Source organism: Simplicispira piscis (assembly GCF_054783455.1).
Genome location: NZ_BAAGQN010000019.1, coordinates 52,273 through 78,116, shown reverse-complemented (window position 1 = coordinate 78,116; position 25,844 = coordinate 52,273). Strand labels below are relative to the sequence as shown.

Sequence of the window (25,844 nt, the reverse complement as noted above, 5' to 3'; positions counted from 1 at the left end):
ACTATCGTTTCAATAGCTACCCGCGCTTGCCCAGTAAGCGCTAGTGGCTGTTTCTGCTTGAAGTTTCAAGCGTGACTCGCGTGCAGACGGTCTGCGGCCCACAGCACCTGCTCCACGACGCCGTGCACGCGCTGGCGGTGTGCCTCCTGCACCAATGCGCCGTGCTCATCGAAGGCGCTGGCGGCCTGGCCCAGGGCAAAGGCGCGCGGGGCCAGCCAGCATTCCAGGTTGATGAGCAGCGGCGCCAGATGGCTTTGCGAACGCAGACCACCCAGGGCGCCGTTGGACGCACTGAGCATGCCCACGACTTTGCCGCGAAAAGGTTTGACGCCATCCTGCCAAGCGGGGTCGCCCTTGACGGGACTCGACGCCCAGTCGATGGTGTTCTTGAGCAGCGCGGTGTAGCTGCCGTTGTATTCCGGCGAGCAGATAACCCAGGCCGGGTGCTCCCACAGTAGTTGTTTGAGGCGCAGCACATCGGGCGGTGTGCCACGTGCCTCCAGGTCTGCGTTGTACATCGGGATGTCAAAGTCCGACAGCTCCAGCAGGGTGGTGTCGGCGCCTGCATCGCGGGCCGCGTCGGCTGCTACCTGGGCCAGGCGGCGGTTGAAGGATTGCTGGCGGGTGCTGCCCGCGAAGACGAGAAGTTTCATGTCTGGCATTGGATCACAGGCCTGCCGCAGGAAAACTGCAGCCGGTACAAGCCCCTCGGTCGGGGGTGTGTTTCACGTGGAACACTGCGGCGCCATCTCCACGCAAAAACATCGGCACCACAGTGCATGCGCAAAGGTGGGAAAATTACGCCCCTGCGTCTGCCCCTGTGTGGGCGCGGTATCCGCCTTCGAGAAGTTCTCAGGCGGTTGTTTGTTGACTATCGGGCCCGTGGGCCCCGGAGCCTTGCATGTTGTACCCCCAGGAATTTGATGTCATCGTTGTCGGCGGAGGCCATGCAGGCACCGAAGCGGCGCTGGCGGCCGCGCGCATGGGCTGCCGCACGCTACTGCTCACGCACAACATCGAGACACTGGGGCAGATGAGTTGCAATCCGTCCATCGGGGGTATCGGCAAGGGCCATCTCGTGAAGGAAGTGGACGCGCTGGGTGGTGCCATGGCGCTGGCCACGGATGAGGCGGGGATCCAGTTTCGGATTTTGAACAGCAGCAAAGGCCCTGCAGTGCGCGCCACGCGGGCACAGGCCGATCGCATTCTGTACAAGGCTGCCATCCGGCGCATGCTGGAGAACCAGCCGAACCTGTGGTTGTTCCAACAGGCGGTGGACGATCTGATGGTGGAGGGTGACCGGGTGGTGGGCGCCGTCACGCAGGTGGGTATCCAGTTTCGCAGCCGCACGGTGGTGCTCACGGCAGGCACTTTTTTGGACGGCAAGATCCACGTAGGCCTGAACAACTATGCCGCAGGCCGCGCGGGCGACCCCCCTGCAGTGAGTCTTTCGAGCCGCCTCAAAGAGCTGCAGTTGCCGCAGGCGCGCCTGAAAACCGGCACGCCGCCGCGCATCGATGGGCGCAGCATCGATTTTTCGAAATGCGAGGAGCAGCCCGGTGACGGTATGCCCGGCGGCATCAACGAAGGGCATGTGCCCGTGTTCAGCTTCATGGGGAATGCAGCCATGCACCCCCGGCAGGTGCCGTGCTGGATTACGCACACCAATGCGCGCACGCACGACATCATCCGCAGCGGCTTTGACCGCAGCCCCATGTTTACCGGCAAGATCGAAGGCGTGGGACCGCGCTACTGCCCGAGCGTGGAAGACAAGATCAACCGTTTTGCCGACAAGGAGAGCCACCAGATTTTCCTGGAGCCCGAAGGTCTGACGACGCACGAGTTCTACCCCAACGGTATCAGCACCAGCCTGCCCTTCGATATCCAGTACGCCTTGGTGCGCAGCATGCAAGGGCTGGAGAATGCGCACATCCTGCGGCCCGGTTATGCCATCGAATACGATTATTTCGACCCGCGCGCACTCAAGAGCAGTTTTGAGACGCGCCAGATCCAGGGGTTGTTCTTTGCCGGGCAGATCAATGGAACCACAGGCTATGAAGAGGCTGCGGCCCAGGGTTTGTTTGCCGGTGCCAATGCTGCACTGCAATGCCGGGGCGAGGCGGCCTGGCTGCCGGGGCGTGATGAGGCCTATCTGGGCGTGTTGGTGGACGACCTCATTACCAAGGGCGTGACCGAGCCCTACCGCATGTTTACCAGTCGGGCAGAGTTCCGCCTGCAACTGCGTGAAGACAACGCCGACATGCGCCTCACCGAAGCAGGGCGGCGTATGGGGCTGGTGGACGATGCGCGCTGGGATGTTTTTAGCCGAAAGCGCGATGCTGTTTCACGTGAAACGGAGCGCCTCAAAGCAACCTGGGTGAATCCGCGCAACTTGCCTGCGGCAGAGTCTGAGCGGGTGCTGGGCAAAAGCATCGAGCATGAGTACAACCTGTTCGAGTTGCTGCGCAGGCCCGATGTGGACTACGCCAATCTGATGTCGCTGGATGACGGCAAGTATGTTTCGCCCGATGTTTCACGTGAAACACTGGGTGTACTCAGCGAGGCTGTAGTGGAGCAGGTGGAGATCGCTGCAAAGTATGCGGGCTATATCGACCGGCAGAAGGGGGAGGTGGAGCGTGCAACGCACTTTGAAAAACTGCGCCTCCCGCTCGATCTGGACTATATGCAGGTGACGGCCCTGAGCATCGAGGCGCGCCAGGTGCTCAGCCGTCACCGGCCTGAAACCCTGGGCATGGCTTCGCGCATTACGGGCATTACGCCAGCGGCCATCTCCTTGTTGATGGTGCATCTGAAGAAGGGTGGCTTTAAAGATTTTGCTCTGACGCGCTCTGGTCCGGTCGATGGCGAGGTTGCGGCATGAGTGCGGCATTGCAGGCGCGCCTGGAGGCGGGCGTCCAGTCCCTGGGGCTGAGGTTGGACGCTGCGCAAATTGCACACCTGATGGATTTTTGGACCTTACTGCAAAAGTGGAACAAGGTTTACAACCTGACCGCCGTGCGCGACCCTGAGGAGATGTTGACGCACCACCTGCTCGATAGCCTGGCCGCTGTGCTGCCGTTGCAGCGGCATGTGGCGCAGGCGGGCCTGGCAGTGCCGGTGCGCCTGCTGGATGTGGGCTCTGGCGGCGGCTTGCCCGGTGTCGTTTTTGCGATCTGCTGCCCTGGGGTGGATGTGAGTTGTGTGGATACGGTGGGCAAGAAGGCTGCCTTCATCCAGCAAGTGGCGGTGCAGTTGCGCCTGTCCAACCTGCACGGTGTGCATGCCCGGGTGGAGTCGCTTGCCACACCTTTTGATGTGGTGAGTTGCCGGGCCTTTGCGGCATTGGCAGATTTCACCCATTGGTCCCGCGAGGCGCTGGCACCGCACGGCGTGTGGCTGGCGATGAAGGGCAAGCACCCGGAGGACGAACTGGCGGCGTTGCCCGCTGATGTGCAGGTGTTTCACGTGGAACAACTCGCAGTGCCGGGCTTGGGCGCCGAGCGCTGCATTGTCTGGATGCGCCCGGCAGCGCAAGATGGGCGGGGTGGGGCGGTCGCGTAAACTCGGGTGATTGGTGGTGCCCGTGTGTGCCAACCCCGTCATTGTCCGCGTGCGGGAAAAATTCGCAGGCGTGTTCTTCATCGGCTTTGGCATCACGCTGGCCTTTTCCAAGTAAAGCATCCTATGGCCAAGATTTTTTGCGTTGCAAATCAGAAGGGTGGTGTCGGCAAAACCACTACCACCGTCAATTTGGCGGCGGGGCTGGCCAAGATTGGCCAGCGCGTGCTGATGGTCGATCTGGACCCCCAGGGCAATGCCACCATGGGATCGGGCGTGGACAAACGCAGCCTGGAGCTCACGGTGTACGACGTGCTGCTCGAATCTTCCTCAGTGCAAGAGGCGGCTGTGTTGGCAGAAAAATGCGGTTACTGGGTGCTGGGCGCCAATCGTGAGTTGGCCGGTGCCGAGGTGGAACTGGTGGAACTGGAGCGCCGCGAAAAGCGACTCAAGACCGCGCTGGCCCAGGTCGATGGTGACTACGATTTCGTGCTTATCGACTGTCCGCCGTCACTCTCGATGCTCACGCTCAATGGTCTGTGTTCGGCGCATGGCGTGGTCGTTCCCATGCAGTGCGAATATTTTGCGCTCGAAGGCCTGACCGATCTCGTCAACACCATCAAGCAGGTGCATGCCAACCTCAATGCCGATCTGCAGATCATTGGCCTGCTGCGCGTCATGTTCGACCCGCGCATCACGCTGCAGCAGCAGGTGAGCGAACAGCTCAAGGACCATTTTGGCGACAAGGTGTTCCACACGGTGATCCCGCGCAACGTGCGCCTGGCCGAGGCACCCAGCTACGGCTTGCCTGGTGTCGTGTTCGACCCTGCGGCCAAGGGCAGCCAGGCCTTCGTGGAATTCGCCCAGGAAATGGTCGACCGCGTTCAGCGCATGCCCGCTCCCGCAAAAATTGAAGCGAAATTGGCTTCTGGCGCTTGATGGTCAAGCGTGAGTAGCTATCAAAACAATAGTACACAATCGTACATGGCATCTTCCAACATCCTGCTGCTGCCCGGGTGGCAGAATTCCGGGCCGGGGCATTGGCAAAGCCACTGGGAAACGTTACATGGCTACCAGCGCGTCGAGCAGCACGACTGGATGCGCCCGCTGCGTGGTGACTGGACAGCGCGGCTGGACGAGGTGGTGGTCGATGCCGACGGCCCCGTGGTGTTGGTGGCACATAGCCTGGGCTGCATTCTGACCGCGTGGTGGGCGGCACACTCGCAGCACACCGCCAAGGTCCGTGGCGCCTTGCTGGTGGCGCCGGGCGATGTCGAGCAGCCCGACGTGGCCGGGTACCTGCCCGGCTGGGCGCCCATTGCACGCCAGCGCCTGCCTTTCCCGTGCGTGCTGGTGGGGAGCCGCAATGATCCCTATTGCCGCTTCGAGCGGGCGCAGGCGCTTGCCAATGGTTGGGGTGCGCGCTTCATCGATCTGGGGGCGCGCGGCCACATTAATGCCGAATCGAACCTCGGTGTCTGGCCTGAAGGCCAGACACTGTTGCACTCCTTGTTGAAAGACTGAATCCACCATGGTGACCAAAAAACCCAAAGGCCTCGGCCGTGGACTCGAAGCATTGCTAGGCCCCAAGGTGGCCGAAGCGGTGGAGCAGGCGCAGGCCGCCGATGCAGGCCTGCCCAGCAGCCTGCGCTTGGACGATATGGTGCCTGGCATGTACCAGCCGCGCACACGCATGGACGAGGGCGCTCTGTACGAGCTGGCCGAATCCATCAAGGCCCAGGGCATCATGCAGCCGATTCTGGTGCGCCGCCTGGCCGAGGGCGAGAGCGCGGGCAAGTATGAAATCATCGCGGGCGAGCGGCGTTTCCGTGCGGCGCGGCTGGCGGGGCTGGCCAGCGTGCCCGTGCTGGTGCGCGACGTGCCCAACGAGGCCGCCGCCGCCATGGCGCTCATCGAGAACATCCAGCGCGAAGACCTCAATCCGCTCGAAGAAGCCCAGGGCCTGCAGCGACTGGTGAAAGAGTTTGGCCTGACACATGAGCTGGCGGCCCAGGCCGTGGGCCGCTCGCGCAGCGCAGCCAGCAATCTGCTGCGCCTGCTCAACCTGGCCGAACCGGTGCAGACCATGCTGATGGCCGGCGACATCGACATGGGCCATGCGCGTGCGCTGCTGTCGCTCGACCGTGCGGCGCAGATCACGGCGGGCAGCCAGATCGCGGCCAAGAAGCTCTCGGTGCGCGAGGCCGAGGCCCTGGTCAAGCGCATTGGCGCCGATTTCAGCCTGGTGCCGCAAAAGCCCAAAAAGGAAAAATCCCGCGACCTCAAGCGTGTGGAAGAAGAGTTGTCTGACCTGCTCATGGCCGACGTGGAAGTGCGCGTGAAAAAGCGCGTGAAGCGGGCAGGGCGCATGGAAGACATGGGTGAGCTGGCGATCCAGTTCGGTTCGCTCGAGGCTCTCAACGGCCTGATCGACAGGCTGCGCGGTCATTGAATTCCCGTGGTGTGACATAGCGCACGCCACGCTGCGCTGCGGGCGTGCGCGTGGTATGAAAAGCACCGTGGTCGGCCTACACTGGCACGTGGACACGGGAGAGGCGGCGCATGCAGCGCTCGCTGCCCGGGTTGCTTGTATCGGAGCCGGCATGACCCCTTTTTACCGCCCCTTCTCTTGTTTGTTGCTGGCACTGTGCCAGCACACCATCGCTGGGCGTTGAATCCATGGCCTGGCTGTGGCGTCCTCCCTGGCCTTTGCCCGCGCTGCTGGCCTGGGGCAGTGCCTGGTTGCTGTTTCTGGGGCTGCAGCGTATTACGACGCCTGTACTGGCTTTGTTGCTGGCCTGCACTCTGGCTACAGCAGCGAGCGTGCTGGGCAGCAACTGGTGGCGGCGCGGGTTGATCGCCGCCGGGTTTCCGCTGGCACTGGCCCTGGCGGGCGGCGCGGCGGTGCCCGCCTGGGCTTGGCTGGTGCCGCTCGTATTGTTGGCGTTGGTTTATCCGCTCAATACCTGGCGCGATGCGCCCCTGTTTCCCACGCCACCCAACGCCTTGCAAAGTCTGGCCGCCCAGGTGCCGCTGGCACCGGGCGCGCGCGTGCTCGATGCTGGTTGCGGCCTGGGCGATGGACTGCGTGCTTTGCGCAGCGCCTACCCCCAAGCCCGGCTGGAAGGAGTGGAGTGGAGCTGGCCGCTGCGCTTTCTGTGCGCCTTGCGTTGCCCCTGGGCCCAGGTGCGCCGGGGCGACATGTGGCGTACCGACTGGAGTGCCTACCAACTGGTGTATCTTTTCCAGCGCCCGGAAAGCATGGCCCGTGCCGCCGCCAAGGCACAGGCCGAAATGGCGCCAGGCACCTGGCTGGTAAGCCTGGAATTTGCTGTACCCGGCGTACTGCCGCAAGCGCAGCTGCGCTTGCCGGGCAGCCGGGTGGTCTGGATTTACCGCATGCCTTTGTGCGCGAGTACGCGAAGAACGGCGGAGGTGGCGCATGGCTGATCAAGTGCGTTTTTGTCCTGGTCGTGGCGCCTGCTTTTGGAGAAGCTGCAGACAGCTTCTTACACAAAATGGTCTGGATACAGGCAGAAATAAAGGGTTGCATTTGCTACATTCCCTGCTGGCTGCTGAAACACCAAGAACCAGATACCAGCAGCCGGGGGCTATGCCGTTTGCGCAGTCAAGGCGCGCCAGAGGGGGCGCGAGCGTCGATGCGGCCGCCCTTGCCTGTGCATCCTCGGCGCTGCGGCCTGACCGCAGTGGTGGTGGGGTGGCCGGGCCTTTCCTGGTCGACCCATTCAATTCACTGCAAGGACATCCATGAAATTCTGGCCATTGCCGCACGCCCGACTGTGGGGCGCACTCGTTCTGGGCATCGCCCTGACCGGCTGCGCCAACATGCAAAGCCACGACAAGTTGGCTTCCGAGATGCAAACCGCAGGCCAGACCAATGGCATCCCCGCCGCGCTGGCGCGGCTGGAGGCCTCGGCCACTACGGCCGACGAGAAGGCGGCGCTGCTTTACAACATGGAACGCGGCGAGCTGCTGCGCATGGACCGCCGCTACGAAGACAGCACGGGCGCCTTCATGCTGGCCGATACCAAGGTCAAAGAGTGGGAAGAAACCGCCCAGACCAATCCCAGCAAGCTCATGGGCACCGTGGGCGCTGCGCTGATCAGCGAGCGCCTGAAGGCGTATGAAGGCCAGGATTATGAAAAAGTCTGGCTGACCACGCGCCTGGCGCTCAACCGCCTGGCGGTGGGCGATTTTGAAAACGCCCGCGTGGACATCAAGCGCACCCACGAGCGCGAAGCCATCATTGCCGAGTTCCGTGCCAAGGAAACCCTGGCAGCCGAAGAAGAAGCCAAGTCCAAGGGAGCCGCTTCCGGCAGCAAGGAGATCAACGGCTATCCCGTCGAGACGCTGAACGACCCCGAGGTGCTGGCGCTCAAGAATGGCTACTCCAACGCCCTGTCGCACTACCTGGCGGGCTTCCTGTACGAAGTGCTGGGCGAATCGGGCCTGGCCGCACCCGGCTACCGCAAGGCGATTGAACTCAAGCCCGAAACCGGCGTGCTCGAAGAAGGCCTGCGCGGCCTGGACAGCCGCACCAGCTTCACTTGGAAGCGCCGCCAGCGCATGACCGACGTGCTCTTCCTGGTTGAAGCGGGCGATGCCCCGGCGCGCAAACCCAAGGCCTTTACGCTGCCTGTGCCCACGGGCAGTGGTCTGGTAACTGCCAGCCTGTCCTACCCGGTGATCGAGCCCTCGAATGACCCCTTGCTGAGCCAGCTCTCGGTGGCCGGTTACGACTTCAAGCTGGAAAAAGTCGTGGACGTGAACGTCATGGCACGCCGCGCCCTGAAGGACGAAATGCCGGGTATGGTGTTTCGTGGCGTCACCCGCGCCATTGCCAAAGGCGTGCTGCAGAACGAACTGCAAAAACGCGGCGGCCTGATCGGTGGCCTCATCGGCGCTGCCGCCTCCGTGGCGACCGAACAGGCGGACGACCGCATGTGGCGCATGCTGCCCGGCCGCGTGTACGTGGCCCGCGGCTACCTGCCGCCCGGTGAGCACCGCATCAGCATCAATGGCCGTCTGATCGACCAGCCCATCCAGATCGATGGCCAGTACGCCTTGGTGCCATTGCGTATTTACCACAACAGCGTGCTGACCGGCCAGGTGGCCAGCATCGGCCAACTGGCCGCGCAGGCCGCAGCGCCCGCACCGCAAAAACCTGCCGTGGTGGAAGCCGCAAAGCCGGAAAAGCCGGTGCGTGCACGCCGTCCAGCCCGTACCCCACGCCCGGTCGCCGCTCCTGCGGCCCAGTAAGGCATTGAATTGACAGCAACTCCTCGAAAGGAACACCGCATGACCCCCCGCATGACCCTGGCCGCCTTGTGTACGGCCATTCTGACGCTGGCCGGTGGCGCACAGGCCCAGCAGCACGACCCGGCCACACCGGTTGCGGTGGCCTCCAAGGTTGCGCTGCGTGGCGAAGCCAACAACATCGCCGTGCGCGAGATCCGCATCGTGCGCAAGAACGACGTGCTGGTGGTTCAGGCCGACCTGGCCAACATGGGCCGCAGCGACCGCACCGTGTTCTACCGCTTCAAGTGGCTGGACAACGTGGGCAACCAGGTGGGCGACGGTGAGTCGTGGAAGCAACTGGGCGTGCTGGGCCTGGGCCAGCAGACCATCAAGAGCGTGGCGCCCGGCGGCGCAGCCACCGATTTCCGGATTGAGATGAACGTAGAAACGCGCTGAGCGCAGCGCCTTGCAGGAGAAAACCATGAAAAAGACTTTCCAACGCCCCCTCGCCTGGGGTCTGGCGGCAGCCACGCTGCTGCTGGCCGGCTGCCAGAATCTCTCGTCTCCCGTCATCCGCTTTGACCGCCAGGTCAACTACGGCGACGCCAAGGGCGTGGAGCTGGTGACCAACGAGTTCGGCTCGTCCGATCTGCAGATGATTGCCGAGAAGATGACCGGCAGCCTGCTGGAGACCGGCATCTTCCAGGGCCGTCCCACGGTCACCATCTCCACGGTGAAGAACAAGACCAGCGAGTACATCGACACGACCAATGTGATGAACTCCATCCAGACCGCGCTGGTCAAGTCAGGCAAGGTGCGTTTTGTGCGCTCCATCAAGGAAATGCAGTCGGGCGTGGACGAGCTGCAGCGCCAGAACCAGAGCGGTCTGTACAAGCAGAACAGCACCGCAAAAATCGGCAACATGACGGCCGCCAAATACAGCATGGAAGGGGAGCTGACCAGCATCGTCAAGCAAAGTGCCTCGACCAAGGATGTGTACTACAAGTTCACGCTCAAGCTGTTTGACGTGGAAGAAGGCACCATCGAATGGCAGGACGAAAAAGAAATCCGCAAAACCAGCACCCGCTGAGCCAGGAGCCCACCATGCAACGCAAAACCACTTTGAACGCGGCCCTGGCCGTCCTGGCCGCTACGGCCCTGGCCTGGGGCAGCGCGGCCCAGGCCCAGAATGCGGCCCCCCGCATTGCGGTCACCGATCTGGCTTACGCCCAGCGCGTGTCCGAGTATTTCATGGCGGGCCAGTATCAGCGCAGCAGCCAGATGAGCGCGCAGGGCAGCAGCGGCGGTGGCTACAGCAATGGGCCTTACAGCGGCTCGGGCTCGCACCACAGCCAGGGTTCCATGCAGGCCTCCGAGCAGGCCAGCGGCACCTACGTGGCCGGGCGCTACAGCTACATCGAGATGCGCGAACTGGGGGGCTACACCAACGACATCAAGGGCGCCATCCTGCAAGGCACCTACTTCAAGCTCGTGCAGGGCAAGGGTTTTGACGCGGGTGCGCCGCAAAACTCCAAGGCCGAGCAGGTCCTCAACCAGGTGCAGGGTGGCAAGATGGCCAAGCCGGTGCGCCAGAACGATGTGACCGACGTGATTGCCCGTATCAAGAAGGGCGAGTTCAAGGGCGCAGACTACGTGCTGTTCGGCGTGGTCTCCAGCATCGAGTTCACCGATGCGCTCTCGCCCTTGCAGGGCACGACCAGCGCGACGCGCCAGTACGGCCTGCAACTGCTGGCCGACTTTTCGCTGATCAACACCAAAACGTATGAAATCAAGGCGGCGTTCTCGGCACAGGGCGCGGGCAATGACACCAAGATTCTGTCGAACCGGGGCGACATTGCGCCGCCCAATCGCTCCAAGGTTATGAAGGAAACCTCGATCAGCCTGGCGAACGACGTGTACCAGCAGTTGGCCGGGCAACTGGGCTACACCGACGCCAACCTCGCGCGCGGCGTGCGCTCGGCGCCGCCGCCCCTGCCGGGCGGTGGCCAGCCGTATCCGGGGCAGCCCATGCCCGCGCCCCAGCCGCAAGAGCAGGTCATCATCCTGCGCTGATGGCGGGCTGGCGTGGCCTGTCCTAAGGCAGCTTCCCAGGCCAGCCCGGTGCTGGCCTTTTTCTTGGGCGCGGCGCTGGCGTTGGGGGGCTGCGCCCGCCCGCCAGCGGTTTCAACGTTGGAGAGCGTCCAGGCGGTCGAGGGATCGGCATCCGCATTCCAGGTGCACCCGCTTCCCGCAGCGCAGGGCGCCACCTTGCTGGCCCTGGAACGCGCACCCCGGGTGCTGCCCTTGCGCTACCGCGTCATCGTGGTGCCTGGCTCAGGCTGTGCGGGTATGGGGGCCTGGGCCGACCGTTACTTTGCCGGGCTGCTGCACGCCCAGGTGCTGGTGTTGCACAAGCGTGGCGTGCACCCCCATGCGCGCACCGCGCCGGGTGATTGTCCGGCGTCCTTTGTGCAGTCCGATGCCCTGTCCACATGGCAGGCGGATGCACAGACCGCCGTGCGGGCCTGGCAGGCCTCTTTGCCGGGCGGCGATGTGTTGCCCACGGTCTTGGTGGGTATTTCTGAAGGGGCCGAGTTGTTGCCCGCCCTGGCGCCCGAGGTGCCGCGGCTGGCCGGTCTGGTGCTGCTCTCGGCCAGTGGCCTGGACCCGCACGAAGCGGCCGCGCTGCAGGCAAAGCGCCTGGGCGCCCTGACCGAATGGGAAGCCCTGGACCGCTTGCAGGCCAGCCCTGCGCGGGGCAGCACCGTGGCCCAGGGCCGCAGCCTGCGCTACTGGCGCGACCTGTGGCATTGGCGCCTGGCCGAGCCTCTGCGCAACGGCCCCTGGCCGCTGCTGCAGGTATGGGGCGAGGCCGATGCCTTGGTGCCCCAAGAGGCCTACCAGGCCTTTGCCCGGCGCGCCCAAGGGCGGGCGGCGCCGTACTGCGCCCGCAGCCTGCCCGGCACAGACCACGGCCTGCAGACCGCCACGCGGGATGGCGTGCAGCAGGTATGGGCCTGGCTGGAGCAATGGGCGCGGCAACCGGCTCTGGGGTTGTGCGCCCCGTTGCAGCGCTGAACGGAAGGGCTCGTGGCCTGTAATGTAGGGTTGTCCGCGTCAGCGCGGGCGCTGCATGCGAAAGCGCTGCTGTGGCCCCACCGTGAAGTAGTCCGCAGGCCCACCGGCCCGCAAAATGGGCGCCGCCTGTGCCGTGTCGTAAATGCCGTCCTTCAGCAGAGCCTTGTCGATATACACCGCCACCACCTCGCCCAGCACCAGCCAGGTGGGTACAGTCTGGCCGTCGGCGCGCTGCAACTGCACGATTTGGGTGCAGCGGCATTCGAAGCTGACGGGGCTCTCCTGCACCCGTGGCGCGCCGATCAGACGCGAGGGCGCAGGGGTCAGCCCGGCCAGTGCAAATTCATCCGTTTCTGGGGGCACGCTGGCGCTGGTCTGGTTCATGGCCTCGGCCAGGGGGTGCGTCGCCAGGCTCCAGCCAAATTCACCCGTCGCTTCGATGTTGCGCAGTGTGTCCTTGGCCCCGATGCTGGCAAAGCCGATGATGGGAGGCACGTAGTTGAACGCACTGAAAAAACTGTAGGGCGCCAGGTTCAGGCTGCCGTCGGGTGCGCGGGTGGAAATCCAGCCGATAGGGCGCGGCCCCACGATGGCGTTGAAAGGATCGTGCGGCAGGCCGTGGCCCAGGCGCGGTTCATAGAAATGGGTGTCGGTGTTCATGGTAGGGTCTGGATTTTTTTGCTACTCAAAATATAGCTGTTGGCGCTTGCTGGATAAGCGCTAGAAGCCAAAAACACTGAAACCCTGCAGAGCCTCGGCTCAACGCAGCGCCAGCGGTGCGGCGTCTGCGCCGAGCTGAAACACGCCCACGGCCGCCACCAGCTGGCGTGCGTGCTGGTCCAGGCTGTCGGCGGTGGCGGACGATTCTTCCACCAGCGCGGCATTTTGCTGCGTGACCTGGTCGAGCTGCTCCAGGTTGCTCGCCTGTTCTTCGGTGCGCTGAGGCAGGTCGAGGCTACCCGTCGCCACCTCGCTCGCACCAGTGGCAATGCTGTTGCTGCTCTTGCGCACCCGCTGCTCGGTGGAGCGCGCCTGCAGCGCTTCGCGCGGGGCGCGCTGCAGCTGCATCAGTTGAATTTCCTGTGCGGCCGCGATGGCCGGGGCCACGCCGGAGAGTGCGGTCGCCGACCGGGCCAAAGACGCCAGGCCGGTCGAAAGCACCAGCCCCAAGGGCACGGCCAGCATGGCCAGGATCAGCCGACCCACCAAGAGGAATTTACGCGACAGACGCAGGTCGTCGATCAGCTGTTGCATGGCATGCCTTTCAAAAACGGGTTTGCGTTTTTTCGGAGGCTGCATTGGGCCGGTATCGATGCGCGTGTCTCCATTCCAGGTCTTGGATAGGAGCACCCACGGGCAGGCAGCGGGCCAAGGAAGCGCGCCCCATTTTGCGCCAGACCATGCCGTTTGCTTTCGGCAAAACCCGTAGTTTTCAGGCGGTGCCGGGCGCAAAGGATGCTTGCTGCGCCGAGCCCAGCCAACGCCTCAGGGCGTCACAGGGGGGGCGCCGCAGGTGCAGCCCCGTGCCCATGGCCGATCGCCCTGCGGGTGTCTCTGCAGAGAGGAATTTTCAGCCGCGCTGGTCCTGGGGTGGCTCATTCATCTTGCGGCGGATCACTACGGCAAACGCCAGAATGCCCACCAGCATCATGGCGATGCCGATGATGCTCATCAACCCATAGTCGGTCGAGAAAAGGTCGGTCAAGGCTTTCATGGCAGTCGCTCCCGGTTAAATACACAAATTATTTAAGGTTATTGTGCGGGCCGGAAGGCCTTTTTACGTTGACGCAAGTCAACGTATGCCCTGCTTGGAGTGGGGCTATTGGCGCATAGGCGTGGCCTGGCCCCGAGAAAACGCCCGCGCGCCAGTCGGCTGCGGGTCTGCCCGCATGCTGCGCCCCACAACCCCCACCAGGAAAAGCTTGCGGACAAGTTCTAAGATCCGTCCCATGACCACGACTACTGCGGGCACGCTCGGCCCTGTCCCCCTGCGCAAAGATGCACACACCATCGGCCTCATTGGTCTGGCGCATGGCACCTCGCATTTTTTCCACCTGCTACTGCCGCCGCTGTTTCCCTGGCTGATTGATGAGTTTGGCCTGAGCTACTCGGAGCTGGGCCTGCTGGTGTCGGTGTTTTTCGTGGTCTCGGGCGTCGGGCAGGCGCTGGCCGGTTTTGTGGTGGACCGCGTGGGCGCGCGCCCCGTGCTGTTTCTGGCGCTGTGCAGTTTTGTCCTGGCGGCTGTATCGGCCGGGCTGGCGCAGGGCTATGCCGGGCTGATGCTGGCCTCGGCCCTGGCCGGGCTGGGCAATGCGCCGTTTCACCCGGTGGATTTCACCATTTTGAACAAGCGCGTATCGCCCCAGCGCCTGGGCCATGGCTTCTCCGTGCACGGCATCAGCGGCAACCTGGGCTGGGCGGCTGCACCTGTTTTCATGGCGGGTATCGCCGCAGCCACCGGCTCCTGGCGCACGGCCTGCTTTGCGGCGGCGGTGCTGGCCGTCTGCGTGCTGGCGCTGCTGCTGTGGCAGCGCGCGGCCATTGACGACCGCCAGGGCCGCTGGGCGCACCAGGCCAAGGGCGGCGCCGCGGCGCCCGCCGAGCACCCTATGGCATTTCTGCGCCTGCCCTCGGTGTGGATGTGCTTCTCGTTCTTCTTCTGGAGCACCTGTGCCCTGAGCGCCATCCAGAGCTTTGCCAGCCCTGCATTGCAAAAGATGTACGGCCTGCCGCTGAGCGTCACGGCCATGGTGGTGACGGGCTACATGCTGTGTGGTGCCGCCGGCATGGTGGTGGGCGGCTTTCTGGTGGGCCGCGTGGAGCGGCTGGAGAGGGTGATCGGCATCTGCCTGATGGCTTCGGCCGCGCTGCTGGTGCTGGCAGGCAGTGGCGTGCTGCCCGGCATGGCGGTGCTGGCCGTGACATCGCTGGCGGGCCTGGGTACCGGGCTGGCCGGCCCCTCGCGCGACATGCTCATCAAGCAAGCCGCCCCGCCGGGCGCCACAGGCCGCGTGTATGGCACGGTGTATTCGGGCCTGGACCTGGGCTTTGCACTGGCCGCCCCGGTGTTTGGCGCGCTGCTCGACCGGGGCTGGATCAGCGGCATCTTCTACGGCTCAGCGCTGGCGCTGGCGCTGGGCGTGGCGTCGGCGGCACTGGTGGGTGGGGGCGTGGCGGCGCGCAGGCTGCGGGCCGTGTGACGCCGCACAAAATTTTGCCAAAAATGCCTGTAACGCAATAAATACAAGCGCTTTAAGCTATATAAAAAATAGCATTAAGCGCATGCCTACAGGGTAAAAATCTTGCCCGGGTTCAGGATATTCTTCGGGTCCAGGGCTTGCTTGATGGCGCGCATCATGTTCACCGCGCCACTGCCCGCCTCGTCCCGCAGGAAACCCATTTTGTGGATGCCCACGCCGTGCTCGCCCGTGCAGGTACCGCCCATGGACAGTGCGCGGGCGACCAGGGTGTGGTTCAGGGCCTCGGCGCGCTCGCGCTCTTCGGGCCGGTTCGGGTCGATGAGGTAGCCGAAGTGGAAGTTGCCGTCGCCCACATGGCCGACCAGAAAGTAGGGCAGGCCACTGGCATCGGCCTCTGCAATGGAGTCGAGCAGGCAGTCGGCCAGGCGCGAGATGGGCACGCAGGTGTCGGTGGAAATAGCGCGGCAACCCGGGCGGCTTTGCACGGCCGCAAAGTAGGCGTTGTGCCGTGCAGCCCACAGGCGTGTGCGCTCTTCGGGCGTGCTGGCCCACTCAAAGGCGTTGCCGCCGTGTTCCTTGGCGAGCTCTTGCACGGTTTCGGCCTGCTCTTGCACGCTGGCGGGGGAGCCGTGAAACTCCATCAGCAGCATGGGCTCTTCGCGCAAGCCCAGTTTGCTGTGCTGGTTGACCATGCGCACCGAGTGGGCGTCGATGAGCTCACAGCGCGCAATGGGCACGCCCAGCTGGATGGTCTGGATGACGGTGTGCACCGCCGCTTCGATGCTCGGGAACGAGCACACTGCCGCCGACACCGCCTCGGGCAGCGGATACAGGCGCACGGTCACTTCCGTGATGACGCCCAGCGTGCCTTCGCTGCCCACGATCAGGCGCGTGAGGTCATAACCAGCGCTGCTCTTCTTGGCGCGCGTACCGGTGCGCAGCACCTCGCCCAGGGCGGTCACCACTTCCAGCGCCAGCACGTTCTCGCGCATGGTGCCGTAGCGCACGGCGTTGGTGCCGCTGGCGCGCGTGGCGGCCATGCCGCCAATGCTGGCGTCGGCGCCGGGGTCGATGGGGAAGAACAGGCCTGTGTCCTTGATCGCGTCGTTGAGCTGCTTGCGCGTGATGCCGGGTTGCACCGTCACGGTCAGGTCTTCGGCATTGATGGAAAGTACCCGGTTCATGCGGTTCACATCGATGCTGATGCCGCCTTGCACCGCCAGCAGGTGGCCCTCGAGCGAAGAACCTGCGGCATAGGGAATGACGGGTACGGCGTATTCATCGGCCAGGCGCAAGGCGTCTTGCACGTCCTGCGTATTTTCGGCAAACACCACGGCCGAGGGGGGCGGGGCTTGCAGTGAGCCTTCGTCGCGCCCGTGCTGTTCGCGCACAGAAAGCGCCGTAGAGCATTGCGCGCCAAAGCGCTGTTGCAGCGCCTCCAGAAAAGCCTGCGGCACAGGCCGCAGGGCAATGGTGGGAAGCAGGTGAGAGGCTTGTGCGGGGGCATTCATCGGTGGTCTCCAGTGCGTTCAAAAGAATACCACCGGGCCCCCTGCGCTGCACCCTGCCCGTCACCGGCGTGTCAGGGTGCGCATGGTTTCGTCAGGGCTTGGCGCCTTCGTCGAATTCGTTGCGTGACAGAGCGCCGTCGTGGTTGGTGTCGAGCTGCTCAAAGCGGTTGCCAATGGCCGGCAGTGCTTTGGCTTCCTCGGCGCTGAGCTTGCCGTCACCGTTGGTATCGGCGCGGTCAAAGGCGGCGCTGGCCGGGGAGGGGGCCGCCGTAGGGCTGGTGTGGCCGGAAGGGGATTTGGGCATCGCGCCCGTGGTGAAGGGGCTCTGGCCCGTGGTTTGTGCGGGTGCGGTGGGTGACGGGCTGGTTTGGGCATGCAGCGATGCGCTGCCGCCCAGCGCCATCGCGGTGATCAGCATCACGCTGCGGGTATCAAAAAATTGGGGGCTCAAAAATGTGGTTCGTTTCATGGGTGGCGTCCTTTGCCAGAGTTGATCAGGACTTCATTGCACTGCAGCAAGGCGCCCGGCGCTAGCACTTTTGCCTGCTGTTGCCTGCACCAACATTTGTGCGCGCGGTGTAAGAGCGTGTTCATACCAGGGTGTTTCGATGGTCAGCGACAATGCGGGCCTGATTGCACGCAAGGACGTTTTCATGGGCAAACGACTCACACAGATCGCCACGCGCACGGGCGACGATGGCACCACCGGCCTGGGCGATAACACGCGCGTACCCAAGCACCACTTGCGGGTGCAGGCCATGGGCGATGTGGATGAACTGAACTCGCACATCGGCCTGCTGATGTGCGAACCTTTGCCGCAAGAGGTGCGCGAGCTGCTCATTGACGTGCAGCACCAGCTGTTCAATCTGGGCGGTGAACTGTCCATTCCCGGGTTTGAGTTGCTCAAAGACGCAGCGGTGCTGCAACTGGACCAGGCACTCGAAGTCCACAACGCCACGCTGCCGCGCCTGCAGGAATTCATCTTGCCCGCCGGCACCCGCGCCGCCGCGCAGGCCCATGTGTGCCGCACCGTGGCCCGCCGCGCCGAGCGTGCCGTCGTGGCGCTGGGCAGCCAGGAGGCTGTGCGCGAAGCGCCGCGCCACTACCTCAATCGCCTGTCAGACCTGATGTTCGTGCTTTCGCGCGTGCTCAACCGCATGGATGGCGGCGACGACGTGTACTGGAAAAGCGAGCGTCTGGCGCGCTCAGCACAAGACTAGCGCAAGGCCAGATTCGTTATCAAAAACAAAAACGAAGTTACAGGCGACTTCTTTATCGGGCCGAAGCTTTCCTCCTTGATTTTTAGCGAACGACTGACCCCGTACGTTCCGTACGACAAACGCGCTGCCAGCGCGGGCGCACGCTAAACGGGCAAAATGCTTGATTTGCAAGCATTTGTATCCGAACCGGGGGACATATGAAGATGGGTGATCTGAAGATTGGCACGCGCCTGGGACTGACGTTCGGGCTGCTCATCGTGATGATGCTGGCCATTGTGGTGGTTGGTTTGTTGCGTTTCAGCTCGGTGGCGCAGGCCAACACCCGCATCATCGAAGAGGACTGGGTCAAGGCCGAGGCGGCCAACGTCGTCAACGCCACCACGCGGGCCAACGCCCGCCGCACCATGGAACTGGTGCTGGTGACCGAGGCCGCCCAGCTCCAGGCCATCAAGGCGGACATTGCCGTCAACAAGAAAACCATTGACGACGCCCTGGCGACGCTGGAGCAGAAGGTGCATCTGTCCGAAGGCAAGGCTCTGCTCGCCCGGCTCAAGGACCTGCGCGGCAAATATGTACTGTCGTTCACCCGGGTGGCACAACTGGTCGATGCAGGCGACCGCGAGGGTGCTGTCCAGTTGCTCAAGACCGAGACCCTGCCCTCGCTCGATGCATTGCAGGAGCCCATCAATGGCCTCACGGCGCTGCAGAAAAAGCTGGCCGAGACCGACGGGGCGCAAGTGTTGGCCGACATCCGCAGTGCCCGCACCATCATGCTGGTGCTGGGCCTTGCGGGCCTGCTGGTGGGTACGGCCTTGGCGTATGGCATCACCGTGTCCATCACCCGCCCGCTGCGCCGTGCCGTGAGCGTGGCGCAAAGCGTTGCCGCCGGAGACCTGGGCAGTCAGATCGAGGTGACGGGCCGCGACGAGACCGGCGAACTGCTGCAGGCACTGAGCGACATGAACGGCAGCCTGGTGCGCATCGTCTCCGAGGTGAGCCGGGGCTCCGAAGCCATTGCAACGGCTACCAGCCAGATTGCTGCGGGCAACACCGACCTGTCGTCGCGCACCGAGGAGCAGGCCAGTGCGCTGGAGCAGACGGCCGCCTCGATGGAAGAGCTGGCCGATACCGTCAAACAGAACTACCAGCACGGCAAACACGCCAACCAGATCGCCGAGTCGGCCTCGCAGGTGGCGGTGCAGGGCGGCGCCGTGGTCTCGCAGGTGGTGCAGACCATGGAGCAGATCAACACCTCCTCGCGCAAGATCGCCGACATCATCGGCGTGATCGACTCCATCGCCTTCCAGACCAACATCTTGGCGCTCAACGCCGCCGTCGAGGCCGCGCGCGCAGGCGAGGAGGGCCGGGGCTTTGCCGTGGTGGCCAGCGAGGTGCGCAGCCTGGCGGGCCGTTCGGCCTCCGCCGCCAAGGAGATCAAGGGCCTGATCGAAACCTCGCTGAGCAACGTCACTGCGGGTTGCCAGCAGGTCGAGCGCGCCGGCAGCACCATGGACGAAATCGTGGTCAGCGTGCGCCGGGTGACCGACATCATGGGCGAGATCACCTTGGCCGCCCAGGATCAGTCGTCCGGCATTGACCAGATCAACCAGGCCATGGGCCAGATGGACCAGGTCACGCAGTCGAACGCGGCTCTGGTGGAAGAGGCGGCCGCGGCAGCGCAGTCCCTGGAGCACCAGGCGCAGGGCCTGGTGCGCACCATCAGCGTGTTCAAACTGGGCCCGCAGGGCGCCCCCGCCCTGGCCTACCAGTCCACAACGGCCTGAGCCTACCCACCAGAAAACCCGATAACGGAGAACAAGCAGTGGCTTATTTTGAATGGGCACAGGACATGGAAATCGACCAGGGACCGGTCGATCAGGATCACCAGACGCTGGTCCGGCAGGTTAATGAGCTGCACACGGCCACCAGCGAGGGCCGGGGCCAGGAGATCGTGGCCCGGCTGCTGGACGATCTGGTGCGCGACACCATCGAGCACATCCGGCGCGAGGAGCGCTGGATGGAGACCCTGAACTATCCGGGCTTGGCCGAGCACAAGGCCGGACACGAACGCTTCGTGGCCGATCTGCGTGCCCTGCAGGCCCAGTACGCGGCCGGCAGCATCACCGTGGCGCCCCGGCTCTCGTCCTTGCTGCGCGACTGGCTGTCATTGCACATCCGGCGCTACGACAAGGACATCGCGGTCCATTTGCGCAAGATGAAGCGCGAAGCGGCACGGACGCCCCGGGCAAGCGCCTGAACCGTACCCCAATCGCTGGGGCGCCGTCCAAGACCAGCGGCACAGCCGCACAGGGAGATGAACCTTATTTTGGCGCCAGAATCGCCATGGTGATGCGCGAAACACAAGTGAGTTCACCCGCATCGTTCACCATGTCGATCTGCCACACCTGTGTCGTGCGGCCGATGTGCACAGCGCGTGCCGTGCCCGTCACCCAGCCGCTGGTGGCGGCGCGCAAGTGGTTGGCGTTGATGTCGAGGCCCACGCCGCGGTGGCCTTCGGGGCTGGCGTAAAAGGCGCCGATCGAACCCAGGGTTTCGGCCAGTACCACACTGACGCCACCATGCAGCAGGCCGAAGGGTTGGCGTGTGCGCTCATCGACCGGAACGCGGCCCACAAGGTAATCGTCGCCGACTTCGACAAATTCAATGCCCAGGTGGGTGACGGCGGTGTTCTCGCTGGTGCGGGTGCACTCTGCGAGCGTGATGGGTTTTTTCCAGATCGACATGGTTTTCCTTGTAGAGCGGCGCACCGCATGGGCGCCCGGATGCTGGAAATTACCAGAGCGGCGCAGGGTCGGTGCGTCGCCGGGGCGTCAGCGGCGCATGTTGCCTGTTTCCACGTAGCGCTGGTGCCAGGACAGGGCTTCGTCCAGCAGGTGCGGCGTGTGACGGCCGACCGGATTGGCCTTGGCCCGTGCCAGATAGTCGCGCAGCTGCGGGCGGTAATCGGGATGCGCGCAGCGCTCGACGATGAGCTCGGCACGCTGTGTGGGGGACTTGCCCCGCAGGTCGGCCAGGCCTTGCTCGGTCACCAGGATCTGCACGTCGTGCTCGGTGTGGTCGACGTGGCTGACCATGGGCACGATGCAGGAGATGTCGCCGCCTTTGGCCAGCGAGGGCGTCATGAAGATGGAGAGGTAGGCGTTGCGCGCAAAGTCGCCCGAACCGCCAATACCGTTCATGATGGCCGAGCCCATGACGTGGGTGGAGTTGACGTTGCCGTAGAGATCGGCCTCGATCATGGCGTTCATCGCAATCAGGCCCAGGCGGCGGATCACCTCGGGGTGGTTGCTGATCTCCTGTGGGCGCAGCACGATGCGCTGGCGGTAAAAATCAAGTTCGGCCAGGAAATCCTGCATGGCCGCCGGGCTGAGCGAGAGCGCGGTGGCCGAGGCTGAATCGAGCGTACCGCTTTTGAGCATGGCGAGCATGCCGTCCTGCAGCACCTCGGTGTAGGCGGTGAGGTGCTTGAACGGCCCGGCGTCCAGCCCCGCGAGCACCGCATTGGCGATATTGCCCACGCCCGACTGCAGGGGCAGAAGCTCTTGCGGCAGACGGCCCAGGGCCACCTCTTGCTGCAGGAAATCGATGATGTGGCCGGCAATGCGCTGCGAGGTTTCGTCCGGCGGGCTGAAGACCGAGTTGCGGTCAGGGTGGTTGGTGCACACCACGGCCACCACCTTGTTGGGGTCGACCTGCAGGTACGGCCCGCCAATGCGGTCGTCCGAGTGCAGCAGCGGAATCGGCACACGGTTTGGAGGTCGGTCGGTACCGTAGTAGATGTCGTGCATGCCTTCCAGTGCAGCGGGTTGCCACTGGTTCACCTCGAGAATGATCTTGTCGGCCTGGTCCAGCCAGGTTTTGTTGTTGCCCACCGAGGACGAGGGAATGAGCCGTCCGTCGGGCAACACGCCCGCCACTTCGACCACGGCCACGTCGAGCTTGCCAAAAAAGCCGAACCACACGTAGGGCGCAACATGCGAGAGATGGATGTCCATGTACTGCATCTCGCCGGCGTTGATTTGTTTGCGGCAACTCGGGTCGGACTGGTAGGGCATGCGCATGCTGATGCCCTGTGCCTGGGCCAGTACGCCATCGAGTTCGGGCGCTGTCGATGCGCCCGTCCATAGGCCGATGCGAAAGTCTTCGCCGCGTGCGTGCGCCGCCTGCATGCGCTGCGCCAGTGCACCCGGCACGGCCTTGGGGTAGCCAGCGCCGGTGAAGCCGCTCATACCCACGCGGTCGCCTGGCGCGATCAGGGTGGCAGCTTCATCGGCCGACATCATGCGGCGGCGGAATTCGGGATACAGAACACGGTCTTCGAACAAAATGCGGCCTCCGGCAGACAAAAAAACATGCGCCCGGTGGGGGCGCATGGAAAGAGAGATTTTATCGGCCTCCAGGCCGAAACAAAGGGTTTTCCCTAGTTGGCGGATTTTGTATGTGGTGCAGATGCGCCATCGCGGTTGAGCAGCGCGTAGAGCACGATGGCGCCAAAGGTCGCGGTGCCAATGCCGCCCAGCGCAAACTGGCCGAACTTGAGCGTGAAGTCGCCCGTGCCCAGGATGAGCGTGATGGCGGCCACGATGAGGTTCTTGTTCTGCGAGAAATCGACCTTGTTGTCCACCCAGATCTTGGCGCCCGCCACCGCAATCAGGCCAAACACCACGATCGAGACACCGCCCATCACCGGCAGCGGAATCGCCTGGATCACGGCGCCAAATTTGGGGCTGAAGCCCAGCAGCACGGCGATCAGCGCGGCCACGAGAAACACGGCGGTCGAGTAGATTTTGGTCGCAGCCATCACGCCAATGTTCTCGGCGTAGGTCGTCACGCCCGTGCCACCGGCGGCGCCGCTGACCATGGTGGCAATGCCGTCGCCAATGAAGGCCCGGCCCATGTACTGGTCGATGTTGCGGCCCGTCATGGCGGTCACGGCCTTGATATGGCCCAGGTTTTCGGCCACCAGGATGATGACCACCGGCACGATGAGCAGCATGGCGTTGGCGCTGAACACCGGCGCTGCAAAGCTGGGCATGCCCACCCAGGGGGCATTGACCACGCCTGAGAGATCCAGCGGCTTGCCCAGGCCCATGCCATTGGCCAGCACGGCGTACACGATGCTGGCGAGCACCAGACCCACCAGAATCAACAGCCGCTGCACCATGCCGCGGGTCAGTACCGCCACCAGGCCTACGCTCACGAAGGTGAGTACCTGCATCCAGCTGTCAAAGTTGCTCGCTGCCATGTTCTTGACGGGAATACCGGCCAGGTTCAGGCCAATCACCGCGACCACCGCACCGGTAACCACCGGCGGCATAAAGCGCTCGATCCAGCCCGTACCGATGGCCTGGACGATGAAACCGACCAGGGTGTACACCGCCCCGCAGGCAATGATGCCGCCCAGCGCGAGCCCGATGTTGGCGTTCGGCCCCTTGCCGGCGTAAGAAGTGGCGGCAATCACCACGCCAATGAAAGCAAAGCTCGACCCCAGATAGCTGGGCACCTTGCCCCCGGTGATCAGAAAGAAGATCAGCGTGCCAATGCCGCTCATCAGGATGGCCAGGTTGGGGTCAAAGCCCATCAGGATGGGTGCCAGCACCGTGGAGCCAAACATGGCAATCACGTGCTGCACGCCCATGGCCCCGGTCTGCGGCCAGGGCAGGCGCTCGTGTGGCCCGATGACGCCGCCCTGCGCCAGTACATCGGCGCTTTTCTCCTGCCAGTCAAACATTCCCATGCTGCTTCCCTCCATGTAACGATGGCCGCGATGCTACGCGAAACAGGCCCTTGGCGGGGGCCGGCTACGGCGGTTGAAACAGCGGCCTCAGCCCGCTGCTGTGGGGGCTTGGGCCGGCAGCACCGTGCCCCGGCATTCGCCAAAGCCAATGCGCGCGGCGCCGGGCTTTTCACACCAGCCGCGCAGGATCACGGTGTCGCCGTCGGCCAGAAAGGCACGTTCTTCGCCCGTTTCCGCCAGCACCAGGGGCTGTGTGCCCGCGCGGCTCAACTCGACCAGCGCGCCCGCTTCTTGCGGTGTGGGGCCCGAGATGGTGCCGGTGCCCAGCAGGTCGCCGCTTTGCAGGTTGCAGCCGCCCACGGTGTGCTGCGCCAGCATTTGCGCCACGGTCCAGTACTGGTGGCGAAAACTGGTGCGCGAGAGTTCGGTCGGGGGCAGCGCCTGGCGGCGGTGCTGCGCCGTCTCCAGGCCCACCGTGAGCTGCACGTCCACTCCGCCATGGGCGCGGTTGGCGGGGGCGTCCAGGTAGGGCAGGGGCTGCGGATCGGTGGCGGGGCGTTCGACCGCGGGTACGCGAAAGGGCGCCAGCGCCTCCATGGTCACGACCCAGGGCGAGACACTGGTGCAGAAGTTTTTACCCAAAAACGGCCCCAGCGGCGCCATTTCCCAGAACTGGTGGTCACGGGCCGACCAGTCGTTGAGCAGCCCCATGCCAAAGATGTGCTCCTCGGCCTGTGCCAGCGGCACGGGCTCGCCCAGCGCATTGCCCGGGCCGACGTAAATGGCCATCTCCAGCTCGTAGTCCAGCCGAGCGCAGGGGCCATGCACCGGCGCGCTGGCGCCGGGGGGCAAAGCCTGGCCCCAGGGTCGGTGGAAGGCTGTGCCGCTGACCACCACGCTCGACGCCCTGCCGTGGTAGGCAATGGGCAGCCACTGGAAGTTGGGTGTGAGCGGCTCGTCGGGCCGGATGAATTGGCCCACATTGCGTGCGTGGTGGATGGAGGTGTAGAAGTCGGTGTAGTTGGCCACGCGCACCGGCAGCGTGTATTCCACCGCCACCTGCGGTGTGAGGCAACCGCGCAGCGCCTGCACGGCTGCGCCCTCGGCGCCGTCCTGCAGCAGCGCAAACAGCCCATGGCGCAGCGCCTGCAAGGCCTCGCTGCCCAGGGCCATGAGTTCGTTGAGCTGCGGGTGGGCACCGGCCAGAGCGGCTTGGTGGGCCAGGCCGTCCAGGCAGCCCGCCACCGCCACGCGCGCCAGGTCAATCACCTGGTCGCCAATGGCCACGCCGCCCCGCCAGGGTTCGTCGCCGCTGTGGTGGCGGAACACGGCGAACGGCAGGTTCTGGATCGGAAAGTCGCAGCCCGGCTGGTTGGCTGATGCCACCCAGCTGCGCGCAGCCGGGTCGTGGGTGTGGTTGAGGTGCGTCATGGTCAGGCCTTGGCAGGGAGCAGGGCATCGTCAAAGATGGCGACGGCGCGCGTCCAGCCCGCCGAGGCGCCGCGAATCTTGTGCGGGAAGCAGCTGATCATGAAACCCGTGTGCGGCAGGGCTTCGAGGTTGTGGAGCTTTTCCAGGTGGCAATAGCCAATGTCGCGTCCGGCCTTGTGGCCTTCCCAGATCAGGCTGGCGTCGTGCGTCTGGCCGTACTTCTGGGCGGTGTGCACAAAGGGGGCGTCCCAGCTCCAGGCATCGGTGCCTGTCAGGCGCACACCGCGTTCGAGCAGGTACATGGTGGCCTCGTAGCCCATGCCGCACCCGGCGCTCACAAAATCGTCGTGTCCGTAACGCGAGCCTGCGCGCGTGTTCACCACCACGATCTCCAGGGGGCTGAGCACATGGCCGATACGGGCCAGTTCGGCTTCCACATCCTTGGCCGTGACCACGTAGCCGTCGGCAAAATGGCGAAAGTCCAGCTTCACACCGGGCTGAAAGCACCATTCCAGCGGCACCTGGTCGATGGTGATGGCGGGTTTTTTGTCACCCAGGGCCTTGTCCTGGGTCGAGTGGAAGTGGTAGGGCGCGTCGAGGTGCGTACCGTTGTGCGTGGAGAGGTTGACCAGCTCCACGGCCCAGCCCTCGCCGTCGGGCAGGTCTTCCTTTTTCAGGCCGGGAAAGAAGGGCGCGATCTGCGCGAAGGTGTTCTCATGGCTGAAATACTGGATCTTGGGCGCAAAGGCCGGTGGGTCGGAGATGACGTCGTTCTCCAGGTAGATCGACAGGTCGACAAAGGTGCGGGGCATGGGGAGACCTCCTTGGG

Annotated in this window: 26 protein-coding genes; 15 read left to right on the top strand and 11 right to left on the bottom strand. The window is 64.4% G+C overall.

Annotated elements, in window-relative coordinates; translation table 11 throughout:
- Positions 1 to 65: 65 nt before the first annotated feature.
- Complete coding sequence (locus ACYVOC_RS15245; protein ID WP_461162346.1) at positions 66 to 653, bottom strand: NADPH-dependent FMN reductase; 588 nt, start codon at positions 651 to 653, stop codon at positions 66 to 68.
- 248 nt (positions 654 to 901) lie between these two features.
- Between ACYVOC_RS15245 and mnmG the strand changes: the two genes are divergently transcribed.
- From mnmG to ACYVOC_RS15190, 11 genes are all read left to right on the top strand, one after another.
- Entirely contained in the window at positions 902 to 2,881 is a 1,980-nt protein-coding gene (gene mnmG / locus ACYVOC_RS15240) for a tRNA uridine-5-carboxymethylaminomethyl(34) synthesis enzyme MnmG (protein ID WP_461162345.1), read from the top strand.
- On the top strand, positions 2,878 to 3,561 hold the full coding sequence (gene rsmG / locus ACYVOC_RS15235; protein ID WP_461162344.1) for a 16S rRNA (guanine(527)-N(7))-methyltransferase RsmG: 684 nt from the start codon (positions 2,878 to 2,880) through the stop codon (positions 3,559 to 3,561). Before mnmG ends, rsmG begins: the two co-directional genes overlap by 4 nt.
- A gap of 123 nt (positions 3,562 to 3,684) precedes the next feature.
- Complete coding sequence (locus ACYVOC_RS15230; RefSeq protein WP_116005540.1) at positions 3,685 to 4,497, top strand: ParA family protein; 813 nt, start codon at positions 3,685 to 3,687, stop codon at positions 4,495 to 4,497.
- A 45-nt stretch (positions 4,498 to 4,542) separates the two neighbouring features.
- On the top strand, positions 4,543 to 5,082 hold the full coding sequence (locus ACYVOC_RS15225; protein ID WP_461162343.1) for an RBBP9/YdeN family alpha/beta hydrolase: 540 nt from the start codon (positions 4,543 to 4,545) through the stop codon (positions 5,080 to 5,082).
- Between the two features lie 7 nt (positions 5,083 to 5,089).
- Positions 5,090 to 6,010 (top strand): ParB/RepB/Spo0J family partition protein, encoded by a 921-nt coding sequence (locus ACYVOC_RS15220; protein WP_116005542.1) that lies wholly within the window; start codon positions 5,090 to 5,092, stop codon positions 6,008 to 6,010.
- 227 nt (positions 6,011 to 6,237) lie between these two features.
- Positions 6,238 to 7,008 carry a class I SAM-dependent methyltransferase gene (locus tag ACYVOC_RS15215; RefSeq protein WP_461162342.1) on the top strand — a complete coding sequence of 257 codons (771 nt, stop codon included), beginning with the start codon at positions 6,238 to 6,240 and terminating at the stop codon, positions 7,006 to 7,008.
- A gap of 318 nt (positions 7,009 to 7,326) precedes the next feature.
- Entirely contained in the window at positions 7,327 to 8,838 is a 1,512-nt protein-coding gene (locus tag ACYVOC_RS15210; protein WP_233521187.1) for a COG3014 family protein, read from the top strand.
- 39 nt (positions 8,839 to 8,877) lie between these two features.
- A complete protein-coding gene (locus tag ACYVOC_RS15205) occupies positions 8,878 to 9,273 on the top strand; it encodes a YcfL family protein (RefSeq protein ID WP_116005544.1) in 396 nt (131 codons plus the stop codon).
- A gap of 25 nt (positions 9,274 to 9,298) precedes the next feature.
- On the top strand, positions 9,299 to 9,907 hold the full coding sequence (gene lpoB, locus ACYVOC_RS15200) for a penicillin-binding protein activator LpoB (protein ID WP_116006209.1): 609 nt from the start codon (positions 9,299 to 9,301) through the stop codon (positions 9,905 to 9,907).
- 14 nt (positions 9,908 to 9,921) lie between these two features.
- Positions 9,922 to 10,890, top strand: coding sequence for a hypothetical protein (locus ACYVOC_RS15195; RefSeq protein WP_116005545.1), 969 nt, complete (start codon positions 9,922 to 9,924; stop codon positions 10,888 to 10,890).
- 12 nt (positions 10,891 to 10,902) lie between these two features.
- Entirely contained in the window at positions 10,903 to 11,895 is a 993-nt protein-coding gene (locus tag ACYVOC_RS15190; protein ID WP_116005546.1) for an alpha/beta hydrolase, read from the top strand.
- 39 nt (positions 11,896 to 11,934) lie between these two features.
- On the opposite strand, the gene ACYVOC_RS15185 is transcribed toward ACYVOC_RS15190, so the two are convergent.
- The 3 genes from ACYVOC_RS15185 to ACYVOC_RS15175 form a co-directional block, all read right to left on the bottom strand.
- Positions 11,935 to 12,555 carry a flavin reductase family protein gene (locus tag ACYVOC_RS15185; RefSeq protein ID WP_116005547.1) on the bottom strand — a complete coding sequence of 207 codons (621 nt, stop codon included), beginning with the start codon at positions 12,553 to 12,555 and terminating at the stop codon, positions 11,935 to 11,937.
- 99 nt (positions 12,556 to 12,654) lie between these two features.
- On the bottom strand, positions 12,655 to 13,149 hold the full coding sequence (locus ACYVOC_RS15180) for a hypothetical protein (RefSeq protein WP_461162341.1): 495 nt from the start codon (positions 13,147 to 13,149) through the stop codon (positions 12,655 to 12,657).
- Between the two features lie 316 nt (positions 13,150 to 13,465).
- Positions 13,466 to 13,609, bottom strand: coding sequence for a DUF3149 domain-containing protein (locus ACYVOC_RS15175; protein ID WP_116005549.1), 144 nt, complete (start codon positions 13,607 to 13,609; stop codon positions 13,466 to 13,468).
- Between the two features lie 235 nt (positions 13,610 to 13,844).
- Between ACYVOC_RS15175 and ACYVOC_RS15170 the strand changes: the two genes are divergently transcribed.
- Entirely contained in the window at positions 13,845 to 15,095 is a 1,251-nt protein-coding gene (locus ACYVOC_RS15170; protein WP_461162340.1) for an MFS transporter, read from the top strand.
- Between the two features lie 86 nt (positions 15,096 to 15,181).
- Here ACYVOC_RS15170 and ACYVOC_RS15165 read toward each other — a convergent pair whose 3' ends face one another.
- On the bottom strand, positions 15,182 to 16,606 hold the full coding sequence (locus ACYVOC_RS15165; RefSeq protein WP_461162339.1) for an FAD-binding oxidoreductase: 1,425 nt from the start codon (positions 16,604 to 16,606) through the stop codon (positions 15,182 to 15,184).
- A gap of 91 nt (positions 16,607 to 16,697) precedes the next feature.
- Positions 16,698 to 17,075, bottom strand: coding sequence for an EF-hand domain-containing protein (locus tag ACYVOC_RS15160; RefSeq protein WP_461162338.1), 378 nt, complete (start codon positions 17,073 to 17,075; stop codon positions 16,698 to 16,700).
- Positions 17,076 to 17,259: 184 nt separating this feature from the next.
- On the opposite strand from ACYVOC_RS15160, the gene ACYVOC_RS15155 reads away from it, so the two are divergent.
- The 3 genes from ACYVOC_RS15155 to ACYVOC_RS15145 all read left to right on the top strand — a co-directional run bounded on the left by ACYVOC_RS15155 (position 17,260) and on the right by ACYVOC_RS15145 (position 20,083).
- The gene (locus ACYVOC_RS15155; protein ID WP_116006210.1) at positions 17,260 to 17,826 is read left to right on the top strand and encodes a cob(I)yrinic acid a,c-diamide adenosyltransferase; all 567 of its coding nucleotides are present in this window, start codon (positions 17,260 to 17,262) and stop codon (positions 17,824 to 17,826) included.
- 203 nt (positions 17,827 to 18,029) lie between these two features.
- Positions 18,030 to 19,610 (top strand): methyl-accepting chemotaxis protein, encoded by a 1,581-nt coding sequence (locus ACYVOC_RS15150; RefSeq protein WP_461162337.1) that lies wholly within the window; start codon positions 18,030 to 18,032, stop codon positions 19,608 to 19,610.
- A gap of 38 nt (positions 19,611 to 19,648) precedes the next feature.
- Positions 19,649 to 20,083 carry a bacteriohemerythrin gene (locus ACYVOC_RS15145; RefSeq protein WP_133243641.1) on the top strand — a complete coding sequence of 145 codons (435 nt, stop codon included), beginning with the start codon at positions 19,649 to 19,651 and terminating at the stop codon, positions 20,081 to 20,083.
- Positions 20,084 to 20,147: 64 nt separating this feature from the next.
- On the opposite strand, the gene ACYVOC_RS15140 is transcribed toward ACYVOC_RS15145, so the two are convergent.
- The 5 genes from ACYVOC_RS15140 to ACYVOC_RS15120 all read right to left on the bottom strand — a co-directional run bounded on the left by ACYVOC_RS15140 (position 20,148) and on the right by ACYVOC_RS15120 (position 25,827).
- Positions 20,148 to 20,570, bottom strand: coding sequence for a hotdog fold thioesterase (locus ACYVOC_RS15140; protein WP_116005555.1), 423 nt, complete (start codon positions 20,568 to 20,570; stop codon positions 20,148 to 20,150).
- An 87-nt stretch (positions 20,571 to 20,657) separates the two neighbouring features.
- A complete protein-coding gene (locus ACYVOC_RS15135) occupies positions 20,658 to 22,220 on the bottom strand; it encodes an acetyl-CoA hydrolase/transferase family protein (RefSeq protein WP_461162336.1) in 1,563 nt (520 codons plus the stop codon).
- Between the two features lie 47 nt (positions 22,221 to 22,267).
- Positions 22,268 to 23,584 carry a solute carrier family 23 protein gene (locus ACYVOC_RS15130; protein WP_461162335.1) on the bottom strand — a complete coding sequence of 439 codons (1,317 nt, stop codon included), beginning with the start codon at positions 23,582 to 23,584 and terminating at the stop codon, positions 22,268 to 22,270.
- A gap of 87 nt (positions 23,585 to 23,671) precedes the next feature.
- Entirely contained in the window at positions 23,672 to 25,015 is a 1,344-nt protein-coding gene (fahA, locus tag ACYVOC_RS15125) for a fumarylacetoacetase (RefSeq protein WP_461162334.1), read from the bottom strand.
- Positions 25,016 to 25,017: 2 nt separating this feature from the next.
- A complete protein-coding gene (locus tag ACYVOC_RS15120; protein ID WP_116005558.1) occupies positions 25,018 to 25,827 on the bottom strand; it encodes a cyclase family protein in 810 nt (269 codons plus the stop codon).
- Positions 25,828 to 25,844: the final 17 nt, after the last annotated feature.